The sequence below is a fragment of the Paenibacillus sp. J31R34 genome (assembly GCF_059383715.1).
The window spans coordinates 290,872-311,067 of sequence record NZ_JBXENU010000007.1 but is presented as its reverse complement, the minus strand read 5'-3'; the positions used below and the strand labels follow the sequence as shown (position 1 = coordinate 311,067).

At 48.6% G+C, this 20,196-nt stretch carries 21 protein-coding genes; 14 read left to right on the top strand and 7 right to left on the bottom strand.

What is annotated here, in order from left to right; translation table 11 throughout:
• Positions 1–32 precede the first annotated feature (32 nt).
• The 5 genes from AC50YG_RS20715 to AC50YG_RS20695 all read left to right on the top strand — a co-directional run bounded on the left by AC50YG_RS20715 (position 33) and on the right by AC50YG_RS20695 (position 4,636).
• Positions 33–1,631: a copper amine oxidase N-terminal domain-containing protein gene (locus AC50YG_RS20715; RefSeq protein ID WP_473762226.1), complete on the top strand. Its 1,599-nt coding sequence runs from the start codon at positions 33–35 to the stop codon at positions 1,629–1,631.
• Positions 1,632–1,648: 17 nt separating this feature from the next.
• On the top strand, positions 1,649–1,999 hold the full coding sequence (locus AC50YG_RS20710) for a thioredoxin family protein (RefSeq protein WP_494829198.1): 351 nt from the start codon (positions 1,649–1,651) through the stop codon (positions 1,997–1,999).
• A gap of 167 nt (positions 2,000–2,166) precedes the next feature.
• Positions 2,167–3,093, top strand: a complete 927-nt coding sequence (locus tag AC50YG_RS20705) for a COX15/CtaA family protein (RefSeq protein WP_473762221.1) — start codon at positions 2,167–2,169, stop codon at positions 3,091–3,093.
• A gap of 25 nt (positions 3,094–3,118) precedes the next feature.
• Positions 3,119–3,826, top strand: coding sequence for a Cthe_2314 family HEPN domain-containing protein (locus AC50YG_RS20700; protein ID WP_473762220.1), 708 nt, complete (start codon positions 3,119–3,121; stop codon positions 3,824–3,826).
• Between the two features lie 36 nt (positions 3,827–3,862).
• On the top strand, positions 3,863–4,636 hold the full coding sequence (locus AC50YG_RS20695; protein WP_494829383.1) for an SDR family oxidoreductase: 774 nt from the start codon (positions 3,863–3,865) through the stop codon (positions 4,634–4,636).
• 111 nt (positions 4,637–4,747) lie between these two features.
• Here AC50YG_RS20695 and AC50YG_RS20690 read toward each other — a convergent pair whose 3' ends face one another.
• Positions 4,748–4,993: a NifU family protein gene (locus AC50YG_RS20690; protein WP_338555000.1), complete on the bottom strand. Its 246-nt coding sequence runs from the start codon at positions 4,991–4,993 to the stop codon at positions 4,748–4,750.
• An 85-nt stretch (positions 4,994–5,078) separates the two neighbouring features.
• Between AC50YG_RS20690 and AC50YG_RS20685 the strand changes: the two genes are divergently transcribed.
• Positions 5,079–5,351 carry a YuzB family protein gene (locus AC50YG_RS20685; protein ID WP_494829195.1) on the top strand — a complete coding sequence of 91 codons (273 nt, stop codon included), beginning with the start codon at positions 5,079–5,081 and terminating at the stop codon, positions 5,349–5,351.
• Here the strand turns inward: AC50YG_RS20685 and AC50YG_RS20680 are convergent.
• Complete coding sequence (locus tag AC50YG_RS20680) at positions 5,348–6,415, bottom strand: NAD(P)/FAD-dependent oxidoreductase (RefSeq protein ID WP_341281539.1); 1,068 nt, start codon at positions 6,413–6,415, stop codon at positions 5,348–5,350. The two genes, AC50YG_RS20685 and AC50YG_RS20680, sit on opposite strands and share 4 nt — an antisense overlap.
• A 131-nt stretch (positions 6,416–6,546) precedes the next feature.
• A complete protein-coding gene (gene mqnE / locus AC50YG_RS20675) occupies positions 6,547–7,650 on the bottom strand; it encodes an aminofutalosine synthase MqnE (RefSeq protein ID WP_473762217.1) in 1,104 nt (367 codons plus the stop codon).
• Between the two features lie 346 nt (positions 7,651–7,996).
• On the opposite strand from mqnE, the gene AC50YG_RS20670 reads away from it, so the two are divergent.
• Positions 7,997–8,359 carry a HesB/IscA family protein gene (locus AC50YG_RS20670; RefSeq protein WP_341282890.1) on the top strand — a complete coding sequence of 121 codons (363 nt, stop codon included), beginning with the start codon at positions 7,997–7,999 and terminating at the stop codon, positions 8,357–8,359.
• A 127-nt stretch (positions 8,360–8,486) separates the two neighbouring features.
• On the opposite strand, the gene AC50YG_RS20665 is transcribed toward AC50YG_RS20670, so the two are convergent.
• Entirely contained in the window at positions 8,487–9,113 is a 627-nt protein-coding gene (locus AC50YG_RS20665) for a hypothetical protein (RefSeq protein WP_494829193.1), read from the bottom strand.
• Positions 9,114–9,335: 222 nt separating this feature from the next.
• Here AC50YG_RS20665 and AC50YG_RS20660 point away from each other — a divergent pair, with 222 nt between their 5' ends.
• From AC50YG_RS20660 to AC50YG_RS20650, 3 genes are all read left to right on the top strand, one after another.
• Complete coding sequence (locus tag AC50YG_RS20660; protein WP_494829191.1) at positions 9,336–10,250, top strand: serine/threonine protein kinase; 915 nt, start codon at positions 9,336–9,338, stop codon at positions 10,248–10,250.
• 218 nt (positions 10,251–10,468) lie between these two features.
• Positions 10,469–10,792, top strand: a complete 324-nt coding sequence (locus AC50YG_RS20655) for a hypothetical protein (protein ID WP_494829189.1) — start codon at positions 10,469–10,471, stop codon at positions 10,790–10,792.
• Positions 10,793–11,282: 490 nt separating this feature from the next.
• Entirely contained in the window at positions 11,283–11,771 is a 489-nt protein-coding gene (locus AC50YG_RS20650) for a hypothetical protein (RefSeq protein WP_494829187.1), read from the top strand.
• Between the two features lie 42 nt (positions 11,772–11,813).
• Here the strand turns inward: AC50YG_RS20650 and AC50YG_RS20645 are convergent, their stop codons facing one another.
• Both AC50YG_RS20645 and AC50YG_RS20640 read right to left on the bottom strand, forming a co-directional pair.
• Positions 11,814–12,881 carry an outer membrane protein assembly factor BamB family protein gene (locus tag AC50YG_RS20645; RefSeq protein ID WP_494829185.1) on the bottom strand — a complete coding sequence of 356 codons (1,068 nt, stop codon included), beginning with the start codon at positions 12,879–12,881 and terminating at the stop codon, positions 11,814–11,816.
• Between the two features lie 51 nt (positions 12,882–12,932).
• Positions 12,933–13,784, bottom strand: coding sequence for a helix-turn-helix transcriptional regulator (locus AC50YG_RS20640; RefSeq protein WP_494829183.1), 852 nt, complete (start codon positions 13,782–13,784; stop codon positions 12,933–12,935).
• Between the two features lie 149 nt (positions 13,785–13,933).
• Between AC50YG_RS20640 and fabF the strand changes: the two genes are divergently transcribed.
• Positions 13,934–15,178: a beta-ketoacyl-ACP synthase II gene (gene fabF, locus AC50YG_RS20635; RefSeq protein WP_494829381.1), complete on the top strand. Its 1,245-nt coding sequence runs from the start codon at positions 13,934–13,936 to the stop codon at positions 15,176–15,178.
• Positions 15,179–15,315: 137 nt separating this feature from the next.
• Here the strand turns inward: fabF and AC50YG_RS20630 are convergent, their stop codons facing one another.
• Positions 15,316–16,206, bottom strand: a complete 891-nt coding sequence (locus tag AC50YG_RS20630) for a LysR family transcriptional regulator (protein WP_473762206.1) — start codon at positions 16,204–16,206, stop codon at positions 15,316–15,318.
• Positions 16,207–16,426: 220 nt separating this feature from the next.
• On the opposite strand from AC50YG_RS20630, the gene AC50YG_RS20625 reads away from it, so the two are divergent.
• Genes AC50YG_RS20625 through AC50YG_RS20615 form a run of 3 tightly spaced genes read left to right on the top strand, consistent with a single transcriptional unit; the run spans position 16,427 to position 20,193 of the window.
• Positions 16,427–17,647, top strand: a complete 1,221-nt coding sequence (locus AC50YG_RS20625) for an aminotransferase-like domain-containing protein (protein ID WP_494829181.1) — start codon at positions 16,427–16,429, stop codon at positions 17,645–17,647.
• A gap of 57 nt (positions 17,648–17,704) precedes the next feature.
• Positions 17,705–18,814 (top strand): aliphatic sulfonate ABC transporter substrate-binding protein, encoded by a 1,110-nt coding sequence (locus AC50YG_RS20620; RefSeq protein ID WP_494829178.1) that lies wholly within the window; start codon positions 17,705–17,707, stop codon positions 18,812–18,814.
• 23 nt (positions 18,815–18,837) lie between these two features.
• On the top strand, positions 18,838–20,193 hold the full coding sequence (locus AC50YG_RS20615) for an LLM class flavin-dependent oxidoreductase (RefSeq protein ID WP_494829175.1): 1,356 nt from the start codon (positions 18,838–18,840) through the stop codon (positions 20,191–20,193).
• Positions 20,194–20,196 lie beyond the last annotated feature (3 nt).

Here is a 20,196-nt window from a genome sequence, read left to right as displayed (position 1 = left end):
TTTTAATTTGTTGGCGAGAGGGGTTACGTACATTGAAAAAGCTGGGGAGCATAAAAAAAGGGGTCGCCTTGCTGCTGGCCTTGGTGCTTGTGTTTGTTGCGGGCTGTCAGGCTATTAGCGGTGTCGATCTGAATAAGGCGATTACGAACTCGCTTAAGGTTACTTCTTATGAGGGCGAGCAAACGTTGTCGCTGCAATTAAATTTGAGTGAAGAAGATCTTGAATATATGGACGAAGATGAACTCGCGATTATGAAATTGATCAACAGTGCAAAGCTTGAGCTGACAAATATCAAGGTACAGGATGACACACATGTATCTTACAGCGGCAAGCTTCTGCTGGCTGACACGATTTCCATTGGCTTTTCACTCAAAATGTCCGATACAACGGCGGTCGTAGAAATTGAAGGGGCGAAGCAGCCCTTTGCTCTGGACATGAGCGAAGCGGGCTTGCCTTCCTTAATGGGCGTTTCTGGCGCGATTGGACAGTCCGTAACGGGTGGTCCGGCAGACGCCTCGCTCGTTGAGCTGGGCAAAGAAATTATCGATGTCATAAGCGGCTATTTTATTAATAATCTGCCTAATCCCGATCAAATTTCAGTAAATGCGGTGCAGGAAACGATTAATGGCCAATCGGTATCCTTGATGAAAGTTCATACGGAGCTGGATGGTCCGGCTATTTGGACATGGATTAAAAAATATGTCGATGTTCTTGTAAGCGACCGTGCTGGTCTGGACAATATGGTTAAAGGGTTTGTTGAAGTGCTTTCCAGCCATCCAGAAGTATGGGAAGCAATTGGTGAAGTAAATCCTTTTGACCAACCGGTTGTGCTGGATGGGCCTACACAAGAGGATACGATTAAAGAAATGGCAGACAGCCTTGCAGAAGAGCTTGCATACTTGCAGGAGGAAATGCTAGCAATGGAGCAAGAGGAGGACGGCCTTCTCCTCGATTCTGTATTTAATAAGGCTACGACGCTGAAAACAGACGTTTATGTGGACAGCAAGTTGGACATACGCAAGCAAGTAGTAGAGGCAAGCATTACGCTTGGCGATACCGAGCCTGAGACGCAAATGAGCATCGTTATTCGCTCCGAGAGCCAAAAATGGAATGTGAATGAAGCGGTGAAGGCAGATGCTCCAGTCGTAAGCGAGAATGCCATTAATCTGGATGATATGTACGGCCTAAACGGCTACGAAACGCTGCAATGGTTTGACAAAAGCTCCTATGCTTATGATCTGTTAAAAAATACGTTTCATGTGGGCGTTCAGACGGTAGAGCTTTATACACAGGATTATGGCAATCCGCCAATTATAACTCCTTCGAATATTACGCTTGTGCCTTTGCGTGATGTGGCGGAGCAGCTTGGCGCTACGATTTCCTATAATAAGAAAACGAAGCAGCTGACGTTATTCGATAAGGCGACTGATACAACGATTATGGTGAAAAGCGGCAGCGATACCGCCATCGTAAACGGCAAGTCGGTGAAATGGTCTTATCCGGCAACGACTGTAAGCGGAACGGTTTATGTTTCAGCCCGCAATCTTGCGAAGTCGCTTGGCGCATCTTTGAAATGGGAATCTTATTACGACTCAGAGAAATATTTAGTCATTGAACGTGAAGTTGGATAAGAAGGAGGAATGAGCAAATGCTTAAATTAACGACAGATGCTTCCTTTCGGGAAGCTGTGCAGGCCGATGAACTGACGGTTATCGTATTCAAAACAACGTGGTGCAAGGATTGCCATTACATTGAGCCATTTATGCCGGAGCTTGAGCAGCAGTATGCGGGCAAAGCGGTTTTTTACGAAATAGACCGCGATGATTTGCCAGATTTGTCATCCGAGCTGAACATTCTCGGCATTCCAAGCTTCCTTGCTTTTCGCAAAGGCCAGGAAGTTGTGCGGTTCGTTAATAAGCTTCGGAAGTCGCGTGAGGAGATCGAACAGTTTGTGGATCGCGCCTTGCAAGTATCCGATGCTTTGGCGGAAAACCAATAAGCACAATTTGCAAAGTCCGTGCGGCGCCGTCGCACGGATTTTTTTATGGTCACAGAAGCATCATAATTAGAACCTTGATGGACAAGTGTCACATTTTCAACATGGCTTTTGGCATATTTTATGGCTATAATGAGTGGTAATTCAAACGAAAAAAGGTGATTGTACGAATGGTTTCAAGCCGTTTTCGCAAATTTTCAGTTGCAACATCTCTAGGCATGCTTATCATACTGCTGAACGGTGCATTGGTCACGAACATGGATGCTGGCAGAGGCTGTGGAGATGACTGGCCATTATGCCATGGAAAATTTATACCAGCCTATACATTAGAATCGCTTATCGAATACACGCATAGGCTTACAACGGGTATTGAAGGACTTTTGGTCGTAGGGATGTTTATTGCGTCAATTATTTTGTTTAGACGAGACAAAATCGTCTATAAACAGCCGCTTGTATTCGCAAGCAGCTCCTTGTTTTTCACAATTGTACAAGCACTGATGGGTGCTGCTGCTGTAAAATGGCCGCAATCTCCATGGGTGATGGCGATTCATTTTGGCATATCGCTTATGGCATTTGCTTCTACCCTGCTGCTCGTTTTATGGGCATATCGCAATCGGGATGGGCAAGCGGTCGAATTTTCAGTGCCAAGATCTGTTTTTCCACGTCTTTTGGGGCTGGCGGTATATATTTACGTTGTTATATATTTAGGCGCTTATATTCGTCATACCGATTCCGGCGGCGGCTGTCTGGATTGGCCGTTATGCAACGGGAAAGTCATTCCTGATTTTGAAGGAGCCGAGACGATTGTATTCATTCACCGTATAGGTGCCGTTATATTGTCTCTTGCGATTGCTGGCGTATACTTGCATATTCGCAGGAAAAGTGGCGCAAATGGGGGACTGGCTCCCATGGCTAAGCTCGCGCTTATTCTCGTGCTGACGCAAGTGTTAAGTGGAGCTTTGCTGACATTGACGATTACAAATTCAAATTGGTTTGTTTTTACAAATTTATTGCATAATCTCATTGTTAGTGCACTATTCGGCGTTATAATGGATATGTTGGTGCGTTCTTGGAGGCTGCGGGAAGGCGCTAGATAGCCTAGAGGGGACGGAGGCACACAAGATGTTGCGATTTCTGTTTGACGAGCCAGAACGGGCATTAGAGGGACGACACGGTGAAACGGTGCGTTTAATGGAGCAGTTTATATCGCAGCTTCATAGCAAGGTGGAGGCGGGCAAGGATGTAGATCATAAGCTTCGTACGTATGAGATCTGGACACGCGGTTTAATTTCTTCCTTGAATGAGCTGGAGCAGAGCCATTATGCAACGCTTCGCTTCAAGCAGAAAATTAAATCCAGCTCGGTCAGCCAAATGCAATCCGATGAGTATCTTATGTACCAGCGTTATGTTTATTTTGACAAGAATGCGTTCATTCGCGTTTTCGCTTTGCTTGATAAAATAGGCATTTTGCTGAACGATTTGCTCGCCATGAAGACAGAGCGGATTAAACCGCATTTTTCCTATTTTACGGTGCTGCGGAATATGCGCGAGCGCGGTGTTCATCGGCCGCTGACAGGCGGCCTTGATGAGGTCAAAAGCTTAACGCAGGAGCCGATGGCACGCCTGCGGAAACGGCGCAATGCAGAAATCCATTATATGAATTCCGAAATGCTTGATGATCTTGTGCAAAGCCATAAAGGCTATGGACTTGAAGTAAAGCTAGAAAACATCATGGCGCAGTCACAAGACCTGGCGGCTGGAGTAGCAATGGTGACCGACACTTTATACCTTACGTTCCAGTACGCTTGCGGTTATATACGAAAAAGATAATTGATTCGTAATCGCAGGGAGGAAGCACTGTTGGAGTTGAACGGAAAAACGGCGCTTGTTACAGGGAGCGCCAAAGGTCTTGGCAAAAGAACGGCAATCGAGCTTGCTAAGCAGGGCAGTCATATCGTCATTAATTATTTTAAGAGCGAGCAGGAAGCTCAGCAAACGAAAAAAGAAATCGAACAACTCGGAGTAAGCGCTACCATTGTGCAGGCTGATCTTTCAACGATGGAGGGCGCGACGAAGCTGGCTGATGAAGCGGCAAGCTGGAGGGGCGGCATCGACATTTTGGTCAACAATACGGGACCGTTTGTTAGGGAGCGGCGGCTGTTTGCCGACTATGATTTTGCCGACATATCGGACATGCTTAACAGCAATTTGCTCAGCGTCATGCTGCTGGACCACAAGCTGCTCTCAGGCATGCGCAGCCGTGGCTGGGGCAGAATTATTCATTTTGGGTTTGGCCACGCGGGAGAAGCGCGGGCTTGGCCCCACCGAGCCGTATATGCGGCTGCCAAAACCGGTCTCGTTTCCTTTACGAAATCGCTTGCCGTTGAAGAAGCCGCTTATGGCATTACTGTGAATATGATTGGTCCTGGCGACATTCGAGGGGCGAACAAGGAGCGGACGATTGCCGAGGTGGAAGGCCAGGAGGATGCGGAATCACCGCTTGGCCGGCCCGGAACAGGTGAAGATGTTGCACGGGTAATCACCTTTCTATGTGAACGGCGGTCGGATTTTTTAACGGGGAATATTATTAATGTCACGGGCGGATTTGATCCGATTCGTCCTAATATTAAAGGTTTGTGAACCGAGCATATACAAGTGCCTGCCCGCAGCTGAATAGAACATGCAAATAGCGAAAGCCCGGTAATCCTCAGAGGACACCGGGCTTTCGCTATAGCTTGCTTTAGCGTACGCTTAGAATACTTGAACGACTTCGACTACGCCTTCAACCTCTTCAAGCAGTGCGCGCTCAATACCAGCTTTAAGCGTGATTGTGGAGCTCGGGCAGCTGCCGCATGCTCCCATCAGGCGAAGCTTAATGATACCGCCCTCAACGTCTACGAGCTCGACGTCTCCTCCGTCGCGCTGCAGGAACGGACGCAATTTATCCAGTACGTCCAATACTTCATCGTACATTGTGCTTTGTGCTTGTTCACTCATTGCAATCATCTCCTTTCTGTCTTATTATAGTACAAAGTCGTGCAATTGAAAATGGATACCTACAGCAAGGTAAGGTGTAAAGCTTATGTTTAAGACAATGATTGAATATTGTACAAGCAATGCCCACCATGGAACCGTGGACATTATGCAGAAATTCGAGCAAGAGGATCTCTACGAAATCACAGAATATGGCTGTCTAGGCAACTGCGGCGAATGCTACTTAAAGCCGTTTGCCCTCGTCGAGGGGGAAATTGTCGCCGCCGATACCATTGATGAATTATATGGCAGAATTCATGAAGCTATTATTCGCCAAGAGACCGATCGTGACGCACTTGACAAGCTGCTGGACGATCTTTAACCGAAGTGGCGCTTGGACCGCCATAAAATGCCGCTTTTTACGAGGCGGGGTACACGGCCCATAAGCGGTGTGCCGCCCATAATGCCAAAGCCGCTCTTTTTGCCGAGCGAACCGAGAACGCCCTTGAGCTTGATTTTGCCAAGCCGGGGCGTTTTGTCATGCCAAATGGCCTGCATGACTTCAGCGATTTGCTTGCCTTGCGCGCCAGCCGCCTGTCCGCTTGGGGAGAAGGGCAGTGAAGCACAATCTCCGACGATGAACACGCCGCTGTGGGAAGGAAGCTGATGGTGCTCATCAATAATCAGCCTACCTTGATTATCCTTCGGCAAGTCCAGACGCTGTACGATTGGCACCGGCTGAATGCCTGCCGTCCATACCGTTACATCGCTCAGCAGCGACTTGCTGGAATTGTGATCGTGCAGGACGCCCTGTTCAAGCTTGCAAAGGGAAACATTGCCGAGCATTTCAACTTGGTGGCCTTTAAACCATTCTGCGACAAACAATTGCAGCTTGCCTGGGAAAGCAGACATGACGCCTGCACCGCGGTCAATAATGCGAATGTTTAAATCCGGACGGCTTTCACGCAGCTCGGCAGCTACTTCAACGCCGCTAAGACCGCCGCCTACGATTGAGACCTGTCCATAAGGCTTGACGTCATTAAGCTGTTGATACGTTTTACGTGCGGCAGAAAACGTTTGAATGCTCGTAGAGAACGCCTCTGCCCCTTCAATGCCATGGTATTTATCCGTACAGCCAAGACCGATAACGAGCCAGTCGTAGGAGATCGGGTCTTGCTGCTCCAGATAGACCAGCTTATTATCGAGATCAAGATTGTCAACCTCGCCATAAACCGTGCTCACGCGCGAGTCTGTCGGGAACTTGACGCGCAGCTCCAGGTCGGACACGGTTCCGGCAGCGAGAGCATAATATTCTGTCTTCAGGCCTTGGAACGGCATGCGGTCAATTAGAACGATGGATACATCAAGTGGAATATGCTTCTCAATCAGTTCTTCAACAATCGCCAGGCCGCCATAGCCGCCACCTAAAATTACTAATTTTCTCATTTACGCCTCAACCCCGCATTATTATTAATCTGATCAGTCATGGATGCTGCAAGGGTGTGCATGTGCATGTAAACCGGAAGCAAATCCTGCGCTATGCATACACGCCTTAATATATGTGATTGGTCAGATGATTACTCATAGATCTTAACTTCGTTGTAGAAGGTGTCACGTTCAACTGGCACGCGTCCTGCACCTTTAATAAGCCAAATCAAATCCTCACGGGTAATGCCTTCTGGCGTAAGGGCGCCTGCGGCGTGGCTAATGCGTTCCTTCACAATTGTGCCGTGAGCATCGGAAGCTCCCATCGTCAGGGCGACCTGAGTCAGCTGTGTGCCAATATTAATGAAATAAGCTTTAATATGCTGGAAGTTATCGAGCATGAGGCGGCTGATCGCGATCGTTTTCAAATCCTCGAAAGCGGAGTTGCGGCGTCTAATGCCCGCTTTAGGATTTATCGGCTGCATCGACAAAGGAATGAAGACCAAGAAGCCATTTGTTTCATCCTGCAGCTCACGAATTTGAATCATATGTCTTACGCGATCCTCTTTGCTCTCAATGGAGCCGTACAGCATCGTTGTATGTGTTTTTAGGCCAAGGTTATGCGCCGTGCGGTGAACATCAAGATATTGCGACACATCGGCTTTCGTTACGCGCATTTTTTTGCGGTATTGGTCCGACAAAATTTCGGCGCCGCCGCCGGTAAGTGATTTCAGCCCTGCATTCATCAGTTCCTGCAGCACTTCTTTGTACGTCAAACCACTAATCCGCGAGAAAAAATCAATTTCTGCTGCTGTATAAGCCTTCAGCGTGACATCTGGATATTGCTTATGCAAAGCTTTCAGGGAATCGACATAATATTGAAAAGGCACATGCTGGTTGTGGCCGCCAACAATATGGAATTCGCGTACGCCCGGATGAATATGCTGTTCGACGTATTCGATCATTTGCTCCCCAGTCAGCGTGTAGGAGCCAGGCTCGCCTTCATCTTTCCGGAAGTTGCAAAATGCGCAGTGCGCTTCACATACGTTCGTGAAATAAAGGCTCATATTTTCGATAAAATAAACCTTATTGCCATTTTTACGCAAGTTCGCTTCGTTCGCGAGTTGGCCAATCGTCAGCAAATCGTCTGACTCATACAGAAATACGCCATCCTCGAGCGTCAGCCGTTGCCCGTTTCGAACCTTCTCAATAATTTCCTGCATACGCTTCTGTTCTGTAGGTACCGCGATAAACATATCGGCATCCTCCTTCAATTTTTCCGAGTGGTGTTGCTATTAAAAAGACATAAAGGCCGGCGAATGCAATCGTCAGCTCAATCGGGTCAACCTCAGATAAGGACATCACTGTCGGTACTGATTGGGCTAATTGTGAAAAAAGTAACTTGCTGATCCGATTTGGTTTGAAATATAAGATCTTGAGATGACATTATTATAAACCTCTATGGTTGCAGCGGCAACTATTAAGTCATAGCTTTGCCATAAATGGAAGCGGGCAAAGCACTCTTGAGCTGTTTCATAAAGAGGAGTATACTATATGTATAAGCATGCATTAGAATCGTATTTTGCAGGGAGGTAATGAATGATGATTACAATCAGTGAATCGGCAACTGATAAAATAAAAGAAATGCTGGAAGCGGAGGGAACTCCGGAAATGTTCCTGCGCATCGGTGTGAAGGAAGGCGGCTGCAGCGGCTTTTCCTACAGTATGGGTTTTGATGATGAGCAGTCCGTGAATGATCAGGAAATGGATATGACGGGTCTGAGAGTCGTCGTTGATCAAAGCAGCCTGCGCTATCTGAATGGCCTGGAGATCGATTGGAAGGAATCCGCTATGGGCGGAGGGTTTACGATCGAGAATCCGAATGCGAGCGCTACATGCGGCTGTGGAAGCAGCTTCCGCACAGCGACAGACGCGGGCAAGCCTGCTGAAGCTGGCGAGTGCTAAGCCATTTTTGAACAGCTTGATTAAAGCTTCATTAATAATGAAGTAAACCATCTTATTGAGCCATAAACAGGGAGCAGCTAATCGGCTGCTCTTTTTTTTGCTATAAACGATTTTGGACTCGAATTTGTTATAAATCCATTAACTCGTTTGCGTATGCAGCCCAATCCTTATTATCAGTATTTATTTCTATAGTTGGTAGGATAGATAAAGATGATTGTTTACGAAGTTCTGATTGGGTGTGTAAAAATTCATCGGCTGATTTTCTGATTTCTTCTTTTGTTTTGTTCTTCCATTCGTGAGGTGTTCGACTTTGCATTCTTTGTTCTATGTTCTCAGATGAAACGGTTAGTAATACACATTTAGCCCCAAGAAGGAACAATTCATTTTCAATTTTTTCAATTTCATATAAAGAGTCTATGGGGAATGCTACCCTGTGATTCAAATGAAATCTTTCCAATATGAAAAATATTCCTCTAGATGCCTGAGATGCATCTGGACCTAAATATGTTGCCCATTCATTTAGTTGTCTTAACATGTTAACCCGTTCCTTCAATACATTAAGATGTTCATCACGATTTAAACATTTAAATTCTCCATGCACATTATTTAATATTTGGGAGTAATGTTCGCTAAGAACAATAATACTACGCTCTGATGATTCACCTTGCGCTTGAAGTAGCTTCAGAGCTTTTAAAACAGATGTCTTTCCTGCATGTGAATAACCCTCTAAGATAATTCCTCTAATATGGCTCATTAAAGACCTCCAACTAACAATATTTGAAAAAAAATTATACCAAAGATTATTGCTTATGAGTTCAATCTCAAATGGTAATTAAGATTAGCCCTTCTAAAGCAATAATCTTTTAGAATAAAGCCTTAATAAAAAATTTGCTCTTCGTTGTGACAATATCTGTATGTGCAGCCGATAACATATATAAGAAATGGAATAAAACTTTTGTAAGATGGGGACGAGGTTATGGAGCAGGAAAAAACGACGGAAGCGTTAGTTCGCAATACGCGAATTGGCGACGTTTATCAGGTGAAGCAGGTGATTCATCAAAGCGAGCTTTCCATTGTCTATAAAGCGCGGCAGACGGAGACGGGCGAGCTGAAGCTCATTAAGGAGTTTTTCCCCCAGCAGCTGGCGCGGCGCAAAGCGGATCATTTAACGGTAGGCTGCGGCCCTGCCTTTGCCGAGAAATTTCGCGAGCTGCTTTGCGTATTTGCGCAGGAAGCGATTATTTTGAAGCAGCTGAGGCACCCGCAAATTGTAGCCTACACGGATTATGTAGAAGCAAATGGCACGGCGTATTTAGTTACCGAGTTTTGCCGCGGCCTCACGCTGGAGCATTATTTGCAGCAGGAGGACGTCACCCGATCGCAGCCAGAGCTGCTGTCGATTGCTGGCGGTGTAGTCGGCGCGCTGAAATATGTGCATGATCAGGGCATTATCCACCGTGATGTGAAGCCGGGCAATATTATGATTGACGAAGGTGGCGGAGTGAAGCTGATTGATTTTGGTTCGGCGATTCCTTATGGAAATCTTGGGAAACAGCTTATTTTTACTTCAAGCGGCTATTCGCCGTTGGAGTTTTATTCGGAAACGTCGCGGCAGGAGCCCGTATCTGATATTTATAGTCTAGCGGCTACACTCTATTATATTTTTGCGGGGAAAGCGCCGCTTGATGTACGGCAGCGTCTGTTTGAAGATAATCTCGCCGCGGTAAGATCGTATAACCATCGCCGCATTAGCGCCCCTTTCGATAAGCTCATCCACTGGGGACTTGCGATATCGCCAGAGAAAAGATGCCGTTCTCTCGGCTGGTTCGCCATGGCGCTCCGCTGGGAGAGCTTAATTACAGCTGGCAAGAAGCGGGATAGGCAGCTTTAGCTGGCAAAAAAAGCATCGTTTCTTCTATTATAAGTAGCAAGTTCTGCCACGGCAGTTGTGAACATTTTTGTACAGATCGGAGCGAGTCATTTACCAAATAAGGACAATAAAGTATGATTGTCCATGCTGATATCCTTTTCAATGGATTTATGGACAGGTCTACCTCTCCGATCTATTGTAAAGGATTTTTTTATGCACAAAAGTAGTCTTGATAGAAAATGAGGAGGATTCAGAGAACATTAATTATCGTTCAGATGCAGTTTGAATATTTATACAACTTGTATCAAAATATTGATGTTTCAATTGATAAGTTAATTCGTGGTATCTATGATCTTGGTATCAGCCATGTGTATACTGAAATTGAAGGCTATGGTGAAAGTAGTCTGAATTCATTGGAGAGACTTGTGAATTTGATGCTGATTAATCGTTTCCCATTACCAAGCATTGAACCATTTTTAAAATATTCTATAAAGGAAAACAGAGGATGGGGTAATAAATTCGATAGTAGACATTTATCTAAAAATATACTTGATAGTAATTAAGGTTCAGCCTTGATCTGGTTTGATATAAAAAGGAATAGCGGATGTTCCTGATATGAACAGAGAAAATGTAAATATTACATAAAAAATTTGGCGGACACAGCAGCAGCTATTTTTACAGAATCAAGGGTTTTCGCACAGTCTTCGGACTCAGGAGTCGCTATTACGCTGCCAAAAGCCATTTTGAAGGGATATTGAGGGCAATAACGGATTTCCTGTCCGCGCGCTGTCTGAAATCACATCAAAAGCCAGAATAGCGGAACCTCAGTCCTCCAAAAAAGCAGGAAGCCTCCCTCCCGAACTGCGTGGTCCTAGCTCTAGCCCCAGCTACCGCACCTTCGATCTCAGCAACAAATGCAAGCTGCTGCGGTTCCTTTAGCCATGAATCGTCAGATGAGATTGGCCTCGAATAAGTGCTAAGCAACCAGCAGCAGACCGTCTCCGATTTGCATACACACCCTAAAACAATAAAATAGAAATCAAAGGAGCATTTATGAAAGCACTAAAAGAGTTCTACGATGAACAAATTGCTGAAATAGCTTGGTTTAGCAAGTGTGGGGAAGAGACGGAGCTTACCCTCCATTATGATTTTTCTTTTGTGAATAACTGGAGAGAGGCAGAGAAGAGCCTCAATGCCAGATGGGATAACTTTAAATTAGAAATTAGAAACGGTCTAACCGTATCTCTGCATAAGAAATATCTTGAAGCCTATAGACAGTGGAATCCCATAACGATTGAAGCAAAAAAGCTTTTGAAAAATGGAGTCTTGAAGGATATCTCATTGTTCGCAAAAAATAATCATCTAAACGAATCGGTATATGAAAATGTGGAGTGGGACCTGCTGACGGCTATGATGGAACATGCCTATAGCCCTTATATCGAACCTGGATTTTATACGGAACTGCTAAAAGTATATCAATCTGGACATATCCCATGCGGCTGGAAAGGAAAATGGCCAGAAGGCCAGTTATTCGTATATTAGTATTTTGGCATTTTATTATTTTATTGGATTATAGCAAGCATGCTATATATTGATAACAATGAGCTCATTCGGTTTAAAATTCGTAACGATGCAGCGTTCGTCCTCATAAATGGCAACCCCGCTCCAGAGATCATACGGGTACAGCCTCCAGTCGCCCTCTCCAAACGAGGTGACGTAGCAGATAAGCTCGCCGGTGAGCATGTCGAAGCGTCCTAGGTTAAAGGTTTGATCAGCCGTTTGGCATACAGCTAGGAATTCAGCTTCGCTGCGAATATGGCAAGCCTGCATGCGGGTCAGCTGTCTGGACCAAAGCTTTTTCTTTGGAGCAAGCTCCACCAGCTGGAGCTTATGATCCGTATTTCCGTCATAGAACAATGCTAGTCCTCCGAAAAAAGCTTGCTGCGGCCGCGAACCGGCCTTTTTCTTCATTTTCCATTCGGGCTCATTGCTGGCCAAATTGAAGGCGATGATCTCGCCAGCATAGCTGCTGGAAACCATCAGCTGCCCGTGAAAATGCGGAGTCGCAGCGATCGCCCAGCCGCCCGCATATTTAAACTCATGAGCGATGTCCCATTTGTTTGGGACAATCTCAATAATTTTAGAGCTTCCGGTAGCTGCGAAGTATCTGCCTTGATGCTTTTGAATAGCAGAGTCCAGCCACTTAACCCGATGTTTTCGTTTAGACAGCGTTTTGCCAGTCAAGGGGTCAATCGTTTGGATCTCCGTACCGCGGCAGCAGAAAAGCGTTCCATCAATCAAAGACAGGTTATTGCTGCTAAGATCTTTAAAAGCTTTGGACCAACGAACAGCACCGGTTTCCCGATCAAGCGAGCTCCAGCTGTAGCGGGAAGCGATAATGATGCTATTTTCAAACAGAAGCGGGGTTGCGTTGATTTCGTCACATAATGCCGCATGATTAGGCAGCGTATAACGCCAGACGATTTCACCAGTCAGCCTATTTACCGCGACAAGCTCGCCAGCAAGCACTTGTGGTGTTTGCGGCTTATTTTTGTTCAATGCGACATAAACGATGTCTCCCTCTACCGTAAAATAAGACGGCTCACAAAAGGCATCTTTATCTTCGCCTAGCGAAATCTGAAGTACATTCATGCTCCGCGATCAGTCCTTTCCTGTCCTGTCCCCATGGAATAGAAGGTGATATTATGAAGTACCCAATAATCGCCGCAGCTTCTCCTCCGTCCCGGATTCCTCCACTGGGGTATAGACGGTGCAACGCAGGTCTACGGTGCCGAGCACTTGAAAGGAGGTCAGCGCGAACAGCATTTTGCTTGTTTTGGAGTGGCGAAATTCGATCGTGACCTCCGGTGAGCGGCTGACCTGGCTGCGCTGCCATAATGCTTCAAATTCGGGATGCAGCCGCGACATTTCCTCAATAAAATGGTCATACCATTCATCGCCCATATATTGGCCGTAATAGGTGCGGAAGATTGCAAGGTAGCCTTCTACGAACGTTTCCCAATTGACAGCAAGACTGCGCAGCTCCTTGCGGGTAAACAGGAGGCGAATCAGGTTTCGCTCGGCATAGGGAATGGCTTTGAAATCGACGAATACATGCGCAGCAGCCTCGTTCCAGCCAACGATATGACAATGCCGGTCGGAAATAATGGTCGGGCAATAGCGCAGCTCCGTTAAGATCCGCTGCAAGGAAGGGCTAAGCTTAAGCTCCTCCTCTTCCAGCTTCAAGCCGCCTCCACCCGTCCCCGCATGATGGCCAAACGCCAGTCCAAAAATATAGTCGCGTTCATCCGCTGTCAGCAGCAGCGCGCCTGCAATCGACTCCAGCACTTGGGTCGACACATGAATGTCCCGTCCCTGCTCCAGCCACGTATACCAGGTTGCGCTGACGTTCGCCAGCTGCGCTACCTCCTCCCTGCGGAGTCCCGGCGTACGCCGCCGAATGCCGGCCGGCAAGCCTACCGCCTGCGGCTTAATTCCAGCACGCTTCGCCTTCAGAAAAGACGCTAGCGCTTCCAGCCGAATACGATCGGACAAAACTCTCAAACCCTTTCCATCACGCTGTTATTTATTATTGTAGTATAGCTAATACTAGGATAAACGACAACTTGTAATAGGATAATTCGTTTGCCATAATACAATTAATCGAGATAAGCAGTTTAATCCTGGAAAGCGGGGAACAAATGATGAACAGAGTTGTTGTGACGGGACTTGGTGTCGTATCGCCATTAGGAATAGGGGTAGAGACGTTTTGGGAAGGAATGCTTGGGGGCAAATCAGGAATTGGCTCTATAGATACATTTGATGCAGCGAACCATAAGACGCATTTCGCCGGTCTGGTGCGGGATTTTAAACCGGAGGAGCGGTTTGGGAAAAAAGAAGCCCGCAAAATGGACCGCTTCACCCAGTTCGGCCTCGCAGCAGCGGAAGAGGCGCTTGCCGATTCGGGCTTGCAGCTGGAGCAGCTGGACCGCGAGCGGCTGGCGGTATATGTCGGCTCTGGTATAGGCGGCCTACAGACGCTGCAGGATAACGAAGGGCAGCTGCGCCAGCGTGGGCCAGGCCGGGTGAGCCCGCTGCTCGTGCCCATGATGATTGCCAATATGGCAGCTGCGCAAATCAGCATTAGGCTCGGCTCTCTTGGGCCCACGCTTGCGCCCGTTACAGCCTGCTCGGTGGGCAATACCGCCATTGGCGAAGCGTTTCGCCTCATTCGCGGCGGCTGGGCGGACGTCGTGTTTGCCGGAGGCTCAGAGGCAGCCGTAACGGATATTGCGCTCGCAGGCTTTGGCAATGCGACCGCGATTTCCACCCGCAACGAGGAGCCGCAGCGGGCAAGCCGACCTTTTGACAGCGGCCGTGATGGCTTCGTCATGTCAGAGGGAGCGGGCATTATGGTGCTGGAGTCGCTTGAGCATGCGCAAAACAGAGGAGCGCGCATTTATGCGGAGGTCGTAGGCTATGGAGCGACCTCGGATGCGTACCATATCGTAGCGACGCCGCCGGATGGAGATGGCGCATACCGAGCGATGAAGCTTGCGCTGCAGGAAGCGGGACTAGCCCCTGCGGATGTGGATGTGATCAGCGCACATGCTACAAGCACTGAGGTTGGGGATCGCTCGGAGGCTTCGGCGATTCGCCGCTTGTTTGCAGCAGATGGCAAGCAGCCGCCAGCCGTCACGGCGACAAAGTCGATGCTGGGCCATATGCTCGGCGCATCGGGAGGGGCACAGGCGATTGCCCTCGCCAAAGGCTTGCAGGAAGGCGTCATTACGCCGACGATCAACTACGAGCAGCCGGACCCGGCTTGCGGAGATTTGGACATCGTAGCGAATAAAGCACGGCGCGCGAATATAAAGGTTGGCCTCACGAACTCCTTCGGCTTTGGCGGGCATAATGCGGTCATTGCGATGCGTAAATTTGAGGGGTAACCATAAACAATTAGGAAGAGGAATAATTAGAGTTATCAGCTGCAGAGATACGTCTATCCGAGCCCCAAAATGATATTTTTTGCCCCCAATAAGCAGCGGCTGAATCGCCTTCTGCTTATTGGGGGCTCTTTGTATCTTCAGGCATTCATCCGCAAAAATTGGGGGATAAGCACATTCAGCTCTTTAATAAAAGCTTCGCAAGCGAGCGATTGCTTCTTCTTGGCATGCAGCCAGTAAAAATCGACGGGATGCTCGACCTGAAGCGGGATCGGCACGATATGCCCGGTCATGACGTAGGGGTCATTTTTCAAGGAAATATCCAAATAAAAGCCGATGCCCAGTCCCTCGCTGATGACCCGTTTAGAAACCTCGGAATGCTTGGAATGAAAAATTTCCCGGCTCGTGCCATACGCCTGAAGCTCCTCCTTCATCCGCTCCGAGGTGCTAATAATCGAATGCTTCCCGATTTCCTCCATGGAAAGGCTCTCTTTGTAGGCCAAGGGCGACTTGCCCCCAACACATGCCATAATTTTGCAGGTTAAAAACTTCTCGGCGACCAGATTTTTAAAGGACATTTCCTCCGGCGTTCCAATAAGTCCCACATCCCAATCTCCGCTCAAAAGCCGCTCTTCTATTTCGCTCGGATGGCTTTCTGTAATTTCGAGCTCAACAAGCGGATATTTCTCCGAGTAATGGGTGAGCAGCTTGGGCAAAAAGCTGGTGCAAGCCCCGAAGGTCGCCCCGATGACAAGCCGTTCGTTAAGGAGCGAGCTGTTCAGCTTGGCTGTCTCTGTGAAGTTATCCCAGCGCAACAAAATATCCTCAGCCATCTGAATCAGGTTGTTTCCAACAGCAGTCGGCCGTGTTCCCGAGCGGGTGCGGGTAAAAATCGCCAGTCCGATCTCATTTTCCAAAGCGGCTATCGAGTTGCTGATGTTGGGCTGCGATAAGTGAAGCTTCTCCGCAGCCAGAGTGATGGAGCCGCTATGCGCTACCTCGACTAAATATCTCAATTGTTCAATACGCATATCAGATCACCTCTTCTGTCATAAGCTCGGGTTATGGATACATTGTTTTTATATATTTTACATTGTAATTTGGAATGTGTAACATTTCAATTAATAAATCCTTGCAATCCAATCGGAAATTACAAAATTACGATAAGGCTTAAAACTGTTAACAGGAAAACACAAGACTGGCAGCCATTCAACAGCATGACATTCATTAGAGAGGTTGTGAAAAATAGTTATGGGAGACAAACTCGCTCCTTTTCGTTTTGCCAAAAGAGTGCCACAGCAGTCGCCGATGGGGGCGGCACAAGCGTCCAATCGAACCGATGTCGTTCCGCTATCCTACGGCTCTCCGGCATCGGCATCATTTCCCTATAATGCGCTTCAGCAGGCGGCATCCGATGCCATTCTGACGCAAGGCCACGCAGCGCTGCAATATTCGGGTGCGGATGGTCCGGCTGTCGTTCGACAATGGATTGCCGAGCGCTCCGCCCTGCGGGGAATCCACGCCGCTCCGCAGGAGGTGCTCGTCACCTACGGGTCAGGGCAGGCAATCGATTTTGCTTGCCGCGCGATTCTGGAGCCGGGGGATCACGTCTGGGTAGAAGCCCCAACCTTCTTCGGCGCTCTGAATACATTTCGCACCAGCGAAGCGGTGCTCGCCTCGTTTCCTATAGATGAGCAGGGCCTCAGAGTCGATTTGGTGGAGGAAGCGCTTGAGCAGGCGGCTCGTGAAAATTTGCCGCTGCCGAAGCTGCTGTACTGCATTCCGAATTATCATAATCCGGGCGGAATCAGCTTATCCGTTGCCCGTCGCAAGCGGCTTGCCGAGCTGGCACTGGCCTATGATTTTTTCATTCTGGAGGATGATGCCTACTCGGAGCTGAATTTTGGAGCTGCCTATTTGCCTGCTATATATAGCTTTGCCCCGCAAAGAACGATTTACTTGGGTACGTTCTCTAAGACGATAGCTCCAAGCATTCGGTTGGGCTGGGCGATCGCGTCGCAGGACACCGCAGGCAAGCTGGGTTCCTTCTTTCACGGAAGCCGGGCCAGCGCATTTACCCAGCAGATTATCGGGAATTTATTAATCAGCTACTCGCTCGAAACGCATATCGGGCAGCTCATTAGCCGATACCGGGAGCAGCGTGACAGCATGCTGAGAGCACTGGACAAGCATTTAAAAGGAGCAGTGGAATATGCGATTCCCGAGGGCGGATTTTTCGTCTGGCTTTGCTTTAAGGAAGAGGTAGACACCGGGGAACTCGTAAAGTATGCCGCTGAGCGCGGAGTCAGCTTTATTGAGGGCCAGCAGTTTTATTTATCGCCGGAGGATGGGAAGCGTTACGCCAGATTATCCTTCAGCTACTGCGAGGCGGAGGAGCTTGAGCTCGGCATTATCCGGTTAGCCGAAGCGTATGAGGACTACCTAGTCGCTCAAACCACCCCATCCGTTTAAAAAGTTTGAAAATAACCAAAGCTGGCGTTTCCGCCACAAATTCAGGAGGAAATATAAATGAGAGCAAAATGGACAACTAGAATGAGCTATTTAATATTTGCAGCTATGGTGCTGCTGCTTGCGGCATGCGGCAGCCAGCAGCAGGAAGCGGCAGGGACGAATACGGCGGCAACCGCAGAGGCATCGGCAGCGCCTGCAAGTACGGAGCCAGCTTCATCATCTGCGGCGACGGAGCCGGATGCGGATAAATACAAAGGCGTAGTTGTCCACCTTGAGGGCAGCCAGGTCGGTCCTATGATTATAGGCAAGGAAAAAGGCTGGTTCGCGGAGGAGCTTGGCAAATACGGTGCAACCGTCGAATTCCAAACGCTGGCAAGCGCATCCCAATACAATGAGGCATTGGCGGCAGGCCGGCTGGATATTGTTCGTACAGGCTATATTGGTACGATTACTGCTCAAGCAGCCGACATTGCTTTCAAATCTCTTGCCGAAGGCAGCAGCGGGGCTCCTGATGCCATTCTCGTTCCGCAGGCAAGCGGCATTCAATCGATTAAAGATTTGAAGGGCAAAACGATTGCCGTAGCAAAAGGCAGCAGCTCCTGGGGCCTGCTCCAGCATGCGCTCAAGAAAGAAGGCATTTCGCAGGGCGATGTCAAGCTGGTTAACCTTCAGCCTGCTGATGCACAGGCGGCGTACCAAGGCGGGCAGGTTGACGCTTGGGTTATTTTTGAACCGTATCGCAGTCAAGAAACGAGCAGCGGCTCATCCCGAATCGTAGCCGAGTCGTCCACAATCGGCTTGTTTACCCCGGGCTATGTCATTTCCCGCACAGAATTCGCGGACCAATATCCTGAGCTTGTAGAGGCGTTTCTCAAAGCCTACCAAAAATCAATCGACTGGCAAAAAGCGAATTTGGACGAGGCGGTCGCCCTGAATGCCAAAATCAAAAATGTGAGCGAGGATACGATTCGGGCATCCATGGCGAACCCAAGCTCTGAGCCGACTAATCTTCCGATTTCGGAGGAAGCGACGAAATTTCAGCAGGAAACCGCCGACCTCATGTTCGAGCTGGGCGAAATCAAAACGAAGGTTGATGTATCCAAAGTCATTGATAACACCTTCATTACGAAAACATTGGCAGATATAAAAGCAGCAGCAAATAAATAATGCAGGATGGAAGTGGCAATGACATGTTGCAATTGAACGAACAATTGAACGAACAAATGAACCTGGGCGCCTTTGTATTTACTTTCGGCCATCACTTTGCGGCATGGCGCCATCCGGGTACGGATACGAACGAAATCATCAGTATGGATTTTTACAAGGAGTTGGCGGCAAGCGCGGAGCGGGGCAAGCTGGATATGCTGTTTTTGGCGGATTCAGGCTCAATCCCGCTGAGCGATGCGGAGTCGAGCGCCCGCTTCGTCTACCCGGAAGCGACTGCCGTGCTTGGTGCGCTCGCTGCGATCACGGATAAAATCGGCATCGCGGCAACGGTATCGACGACCTTCAATGATCCTTACAATGTCGCACGTCGGTTTTCGACGCTGGATCATCTCAGCAAAGGGCGCGCTGCCTGGAATGTGGTCACCTCGACCAAGGAGGGCGACGCGCTGAATTACAGCATGGAGAAGCTGCCGGAGCACGGCAGCAGGTATGAAAGAGCGCGGGAATTTCTAGATGTAACGAATGCGCTATGGGACAGCTGGGAGGATGACGCCCTCCTATGGGACAAGAAAGCAGGCTTGTTTGCAGACAAGGAGAAGGTGCATCTGCTAGAGCACCGCGGCGAGTCCTTCTCGGTGCTGGGGCCGCTTAATATTCCAAGGTCCCCGCAAGGGCGACCGGTCATTATTCAGGCAGGGACTTCTCCTGCAGGATCACGATTCGCAGCAAGCGGGGCGGATGTTATCTTTACAGCATGCGAGGATAAAGACGAAGCGATCCACTTTTATAAGCATGTGAAGGGGCTGCTCCCCGAATTCGGGAGAGAGGCTGGCGAGGTGAAAATATTACCCGGCCTGATGTATTTTGTAGGTGCGACTGAAGCGGAGGCAAAGGCGAAGGAAGAGGAATTTTACGAGCTGATATTGCCATCAGCAGGCGTGACGTATTTATCGCGGATGCTGAATGTGGACTTATCTGGTTATTCCATTGATGAGCAGCTGCCAGACATCCCGCTTGAGGGCAACACTAGCCGGGCGAAAATCATCGTGGAGACGGCGCGGAGAACGAAGCAGACGATTCGCGAGCTTGGCTTGCATTTTGCCGTAGCCCGTGGACATATGAAGGTGCGAGGCACGCCGGAGCAGATTGCCGATGTCATGGAGGATTGGTTCCGCAGTGCGGCCTGCGACGGCTTCAATATAATGCCGCCGCTGCTGCCGGGGGGCATGGGCGAATTTGTCGATCAGGTCGTTCCCGTCCTGCAGCGCAGAGGCTTGTTCCGCACGGAATACACGGGAAATACGCTGCGGGACCATCTGGGGCTCCGCCGTCCAATCAGCCAATTCGCAGCGGGCCTCGAGACGGTGAAGGAGGGATAGCTG

Coding starts and splice junctions, on each gene's coding strand:
- AC50YG_RS20660 (WP_494829191.1), top strand. CDS start 9,336: ATGGAGCAGGAAAAAACGACGGAAGCGTTAGTTCGCAATACGCGAATT.
- AC50YG_RS20705 (WP_473762221.1), top strand. CDS start 2,167: ATGGTTTCAAGCCGTTTTCGCAAATTTTCAGTTGCAACATCTCTAGGC.
- AC50YG_RS20655 (WP_494829189.1), top strand. CDS start 10,469: ATGAGGAGGATTCAGAGAACATTAATTATCGTTCAGATGCAGTTTGAA.
- AC50YG_RS20625 (WP_494829181.1), top strand. CDS start 16,427: ATGGGAGACAAACTCGCTCCTTTTCGTTTTGCCAAAAGAGTGCCACAG.
- AC50YG_RS20650 (WP_494829187.1), top strand. CDS start 11,283: ATGAAAGCACTAAAAGAGTTCTACGATGAACAAATTGCTGAAATAGCT.
- AC50YG_RS20685 (WP_494829195.1), top strand. CDS start 5,079: ATGTTTAAGACAATGATTGAATATTGTACAAGCAATGCCCACCATGGA.
- AC50YG_RS20630 (WP_473762206.1), bottom strand. CDS start 16,206: ATGCGTATTGAACAATTGAGATATTTAGTCGAGGTAGCGCATAGCGGC.
- AC50YG_RS20670 (WP_341282890.1), top strand. CDS start 7,997: ATGATTACAATCAGTGAATCGGCAACTGATAAAATAAAAGAAATGCTG.
- AC50YG_RS20665 (WP_494829193.1), bottom strand. CDS start 9,113: ATGAGCCATATTAGAGGAATTATCTTAGAGGGTTATTCACATGCAGGA.
- AC50YG_RS20680 (WP_341281539.1), bottom strand. CDS start 6,415: ATGAGAAAATTAGTAATTTTAGGTGGCGGCTATGGCGGCCTGGCGATT.
- mqnE (WP_473762217.1), bottom strand. CDS start 7,650: ATGTTTATCGCGGTACCTACAGAACAGAAGCGTATGCAGGAAATTATT.
- AC50YG_RS20615 (WP_494829175.1), top strand. CDS start 18,838: ATGTTGCAATTGAACGAACAATTGAACGAACAAATGAACCTGGGCGCC.
- AC50YG_RS20710 (WP_494829198.1), top strand. CDS start 1,649: ATGCTTAAATTAACGACAGATGCTTCCTTTCGGGAAGCTGTGCAGGCC.
- AC50YG_RS20700 (WP_473762220.1), top strand. CDS start 3,119: ATGTTGCGATTTCTGTTTGACGAGCCAGAACGGGCATTAGAGGGACGA.
- fabF (WP_494829381.1), top strand. CDS start 13,934: ATGAACAGAGTTGTTGTGACGGGACTTGGTGTCGTATCGCCATTAGGA.
- AC50YG_RS20690 (WP_338555000.1), bottom strand. CDS start 4,993: ATGAGTGAACAAGCACAAAGCACAATGTACGATGAAGTATTGGACGTA.
- AC50YG_RS20620 (WP_494829178.1), top strand. CDS start 17,705: ATGAGAGCAAAATGGACAACTAGAATGAGCTATTTAATATTTGCAGCT.
- AC50YG_RS20645 (WP_494829185.1), bottom strand. CDS start 12,881: ATGAATGTACTTCAGATTTCGCTAGGCGAAGATAAAGATGCCTTTTGT.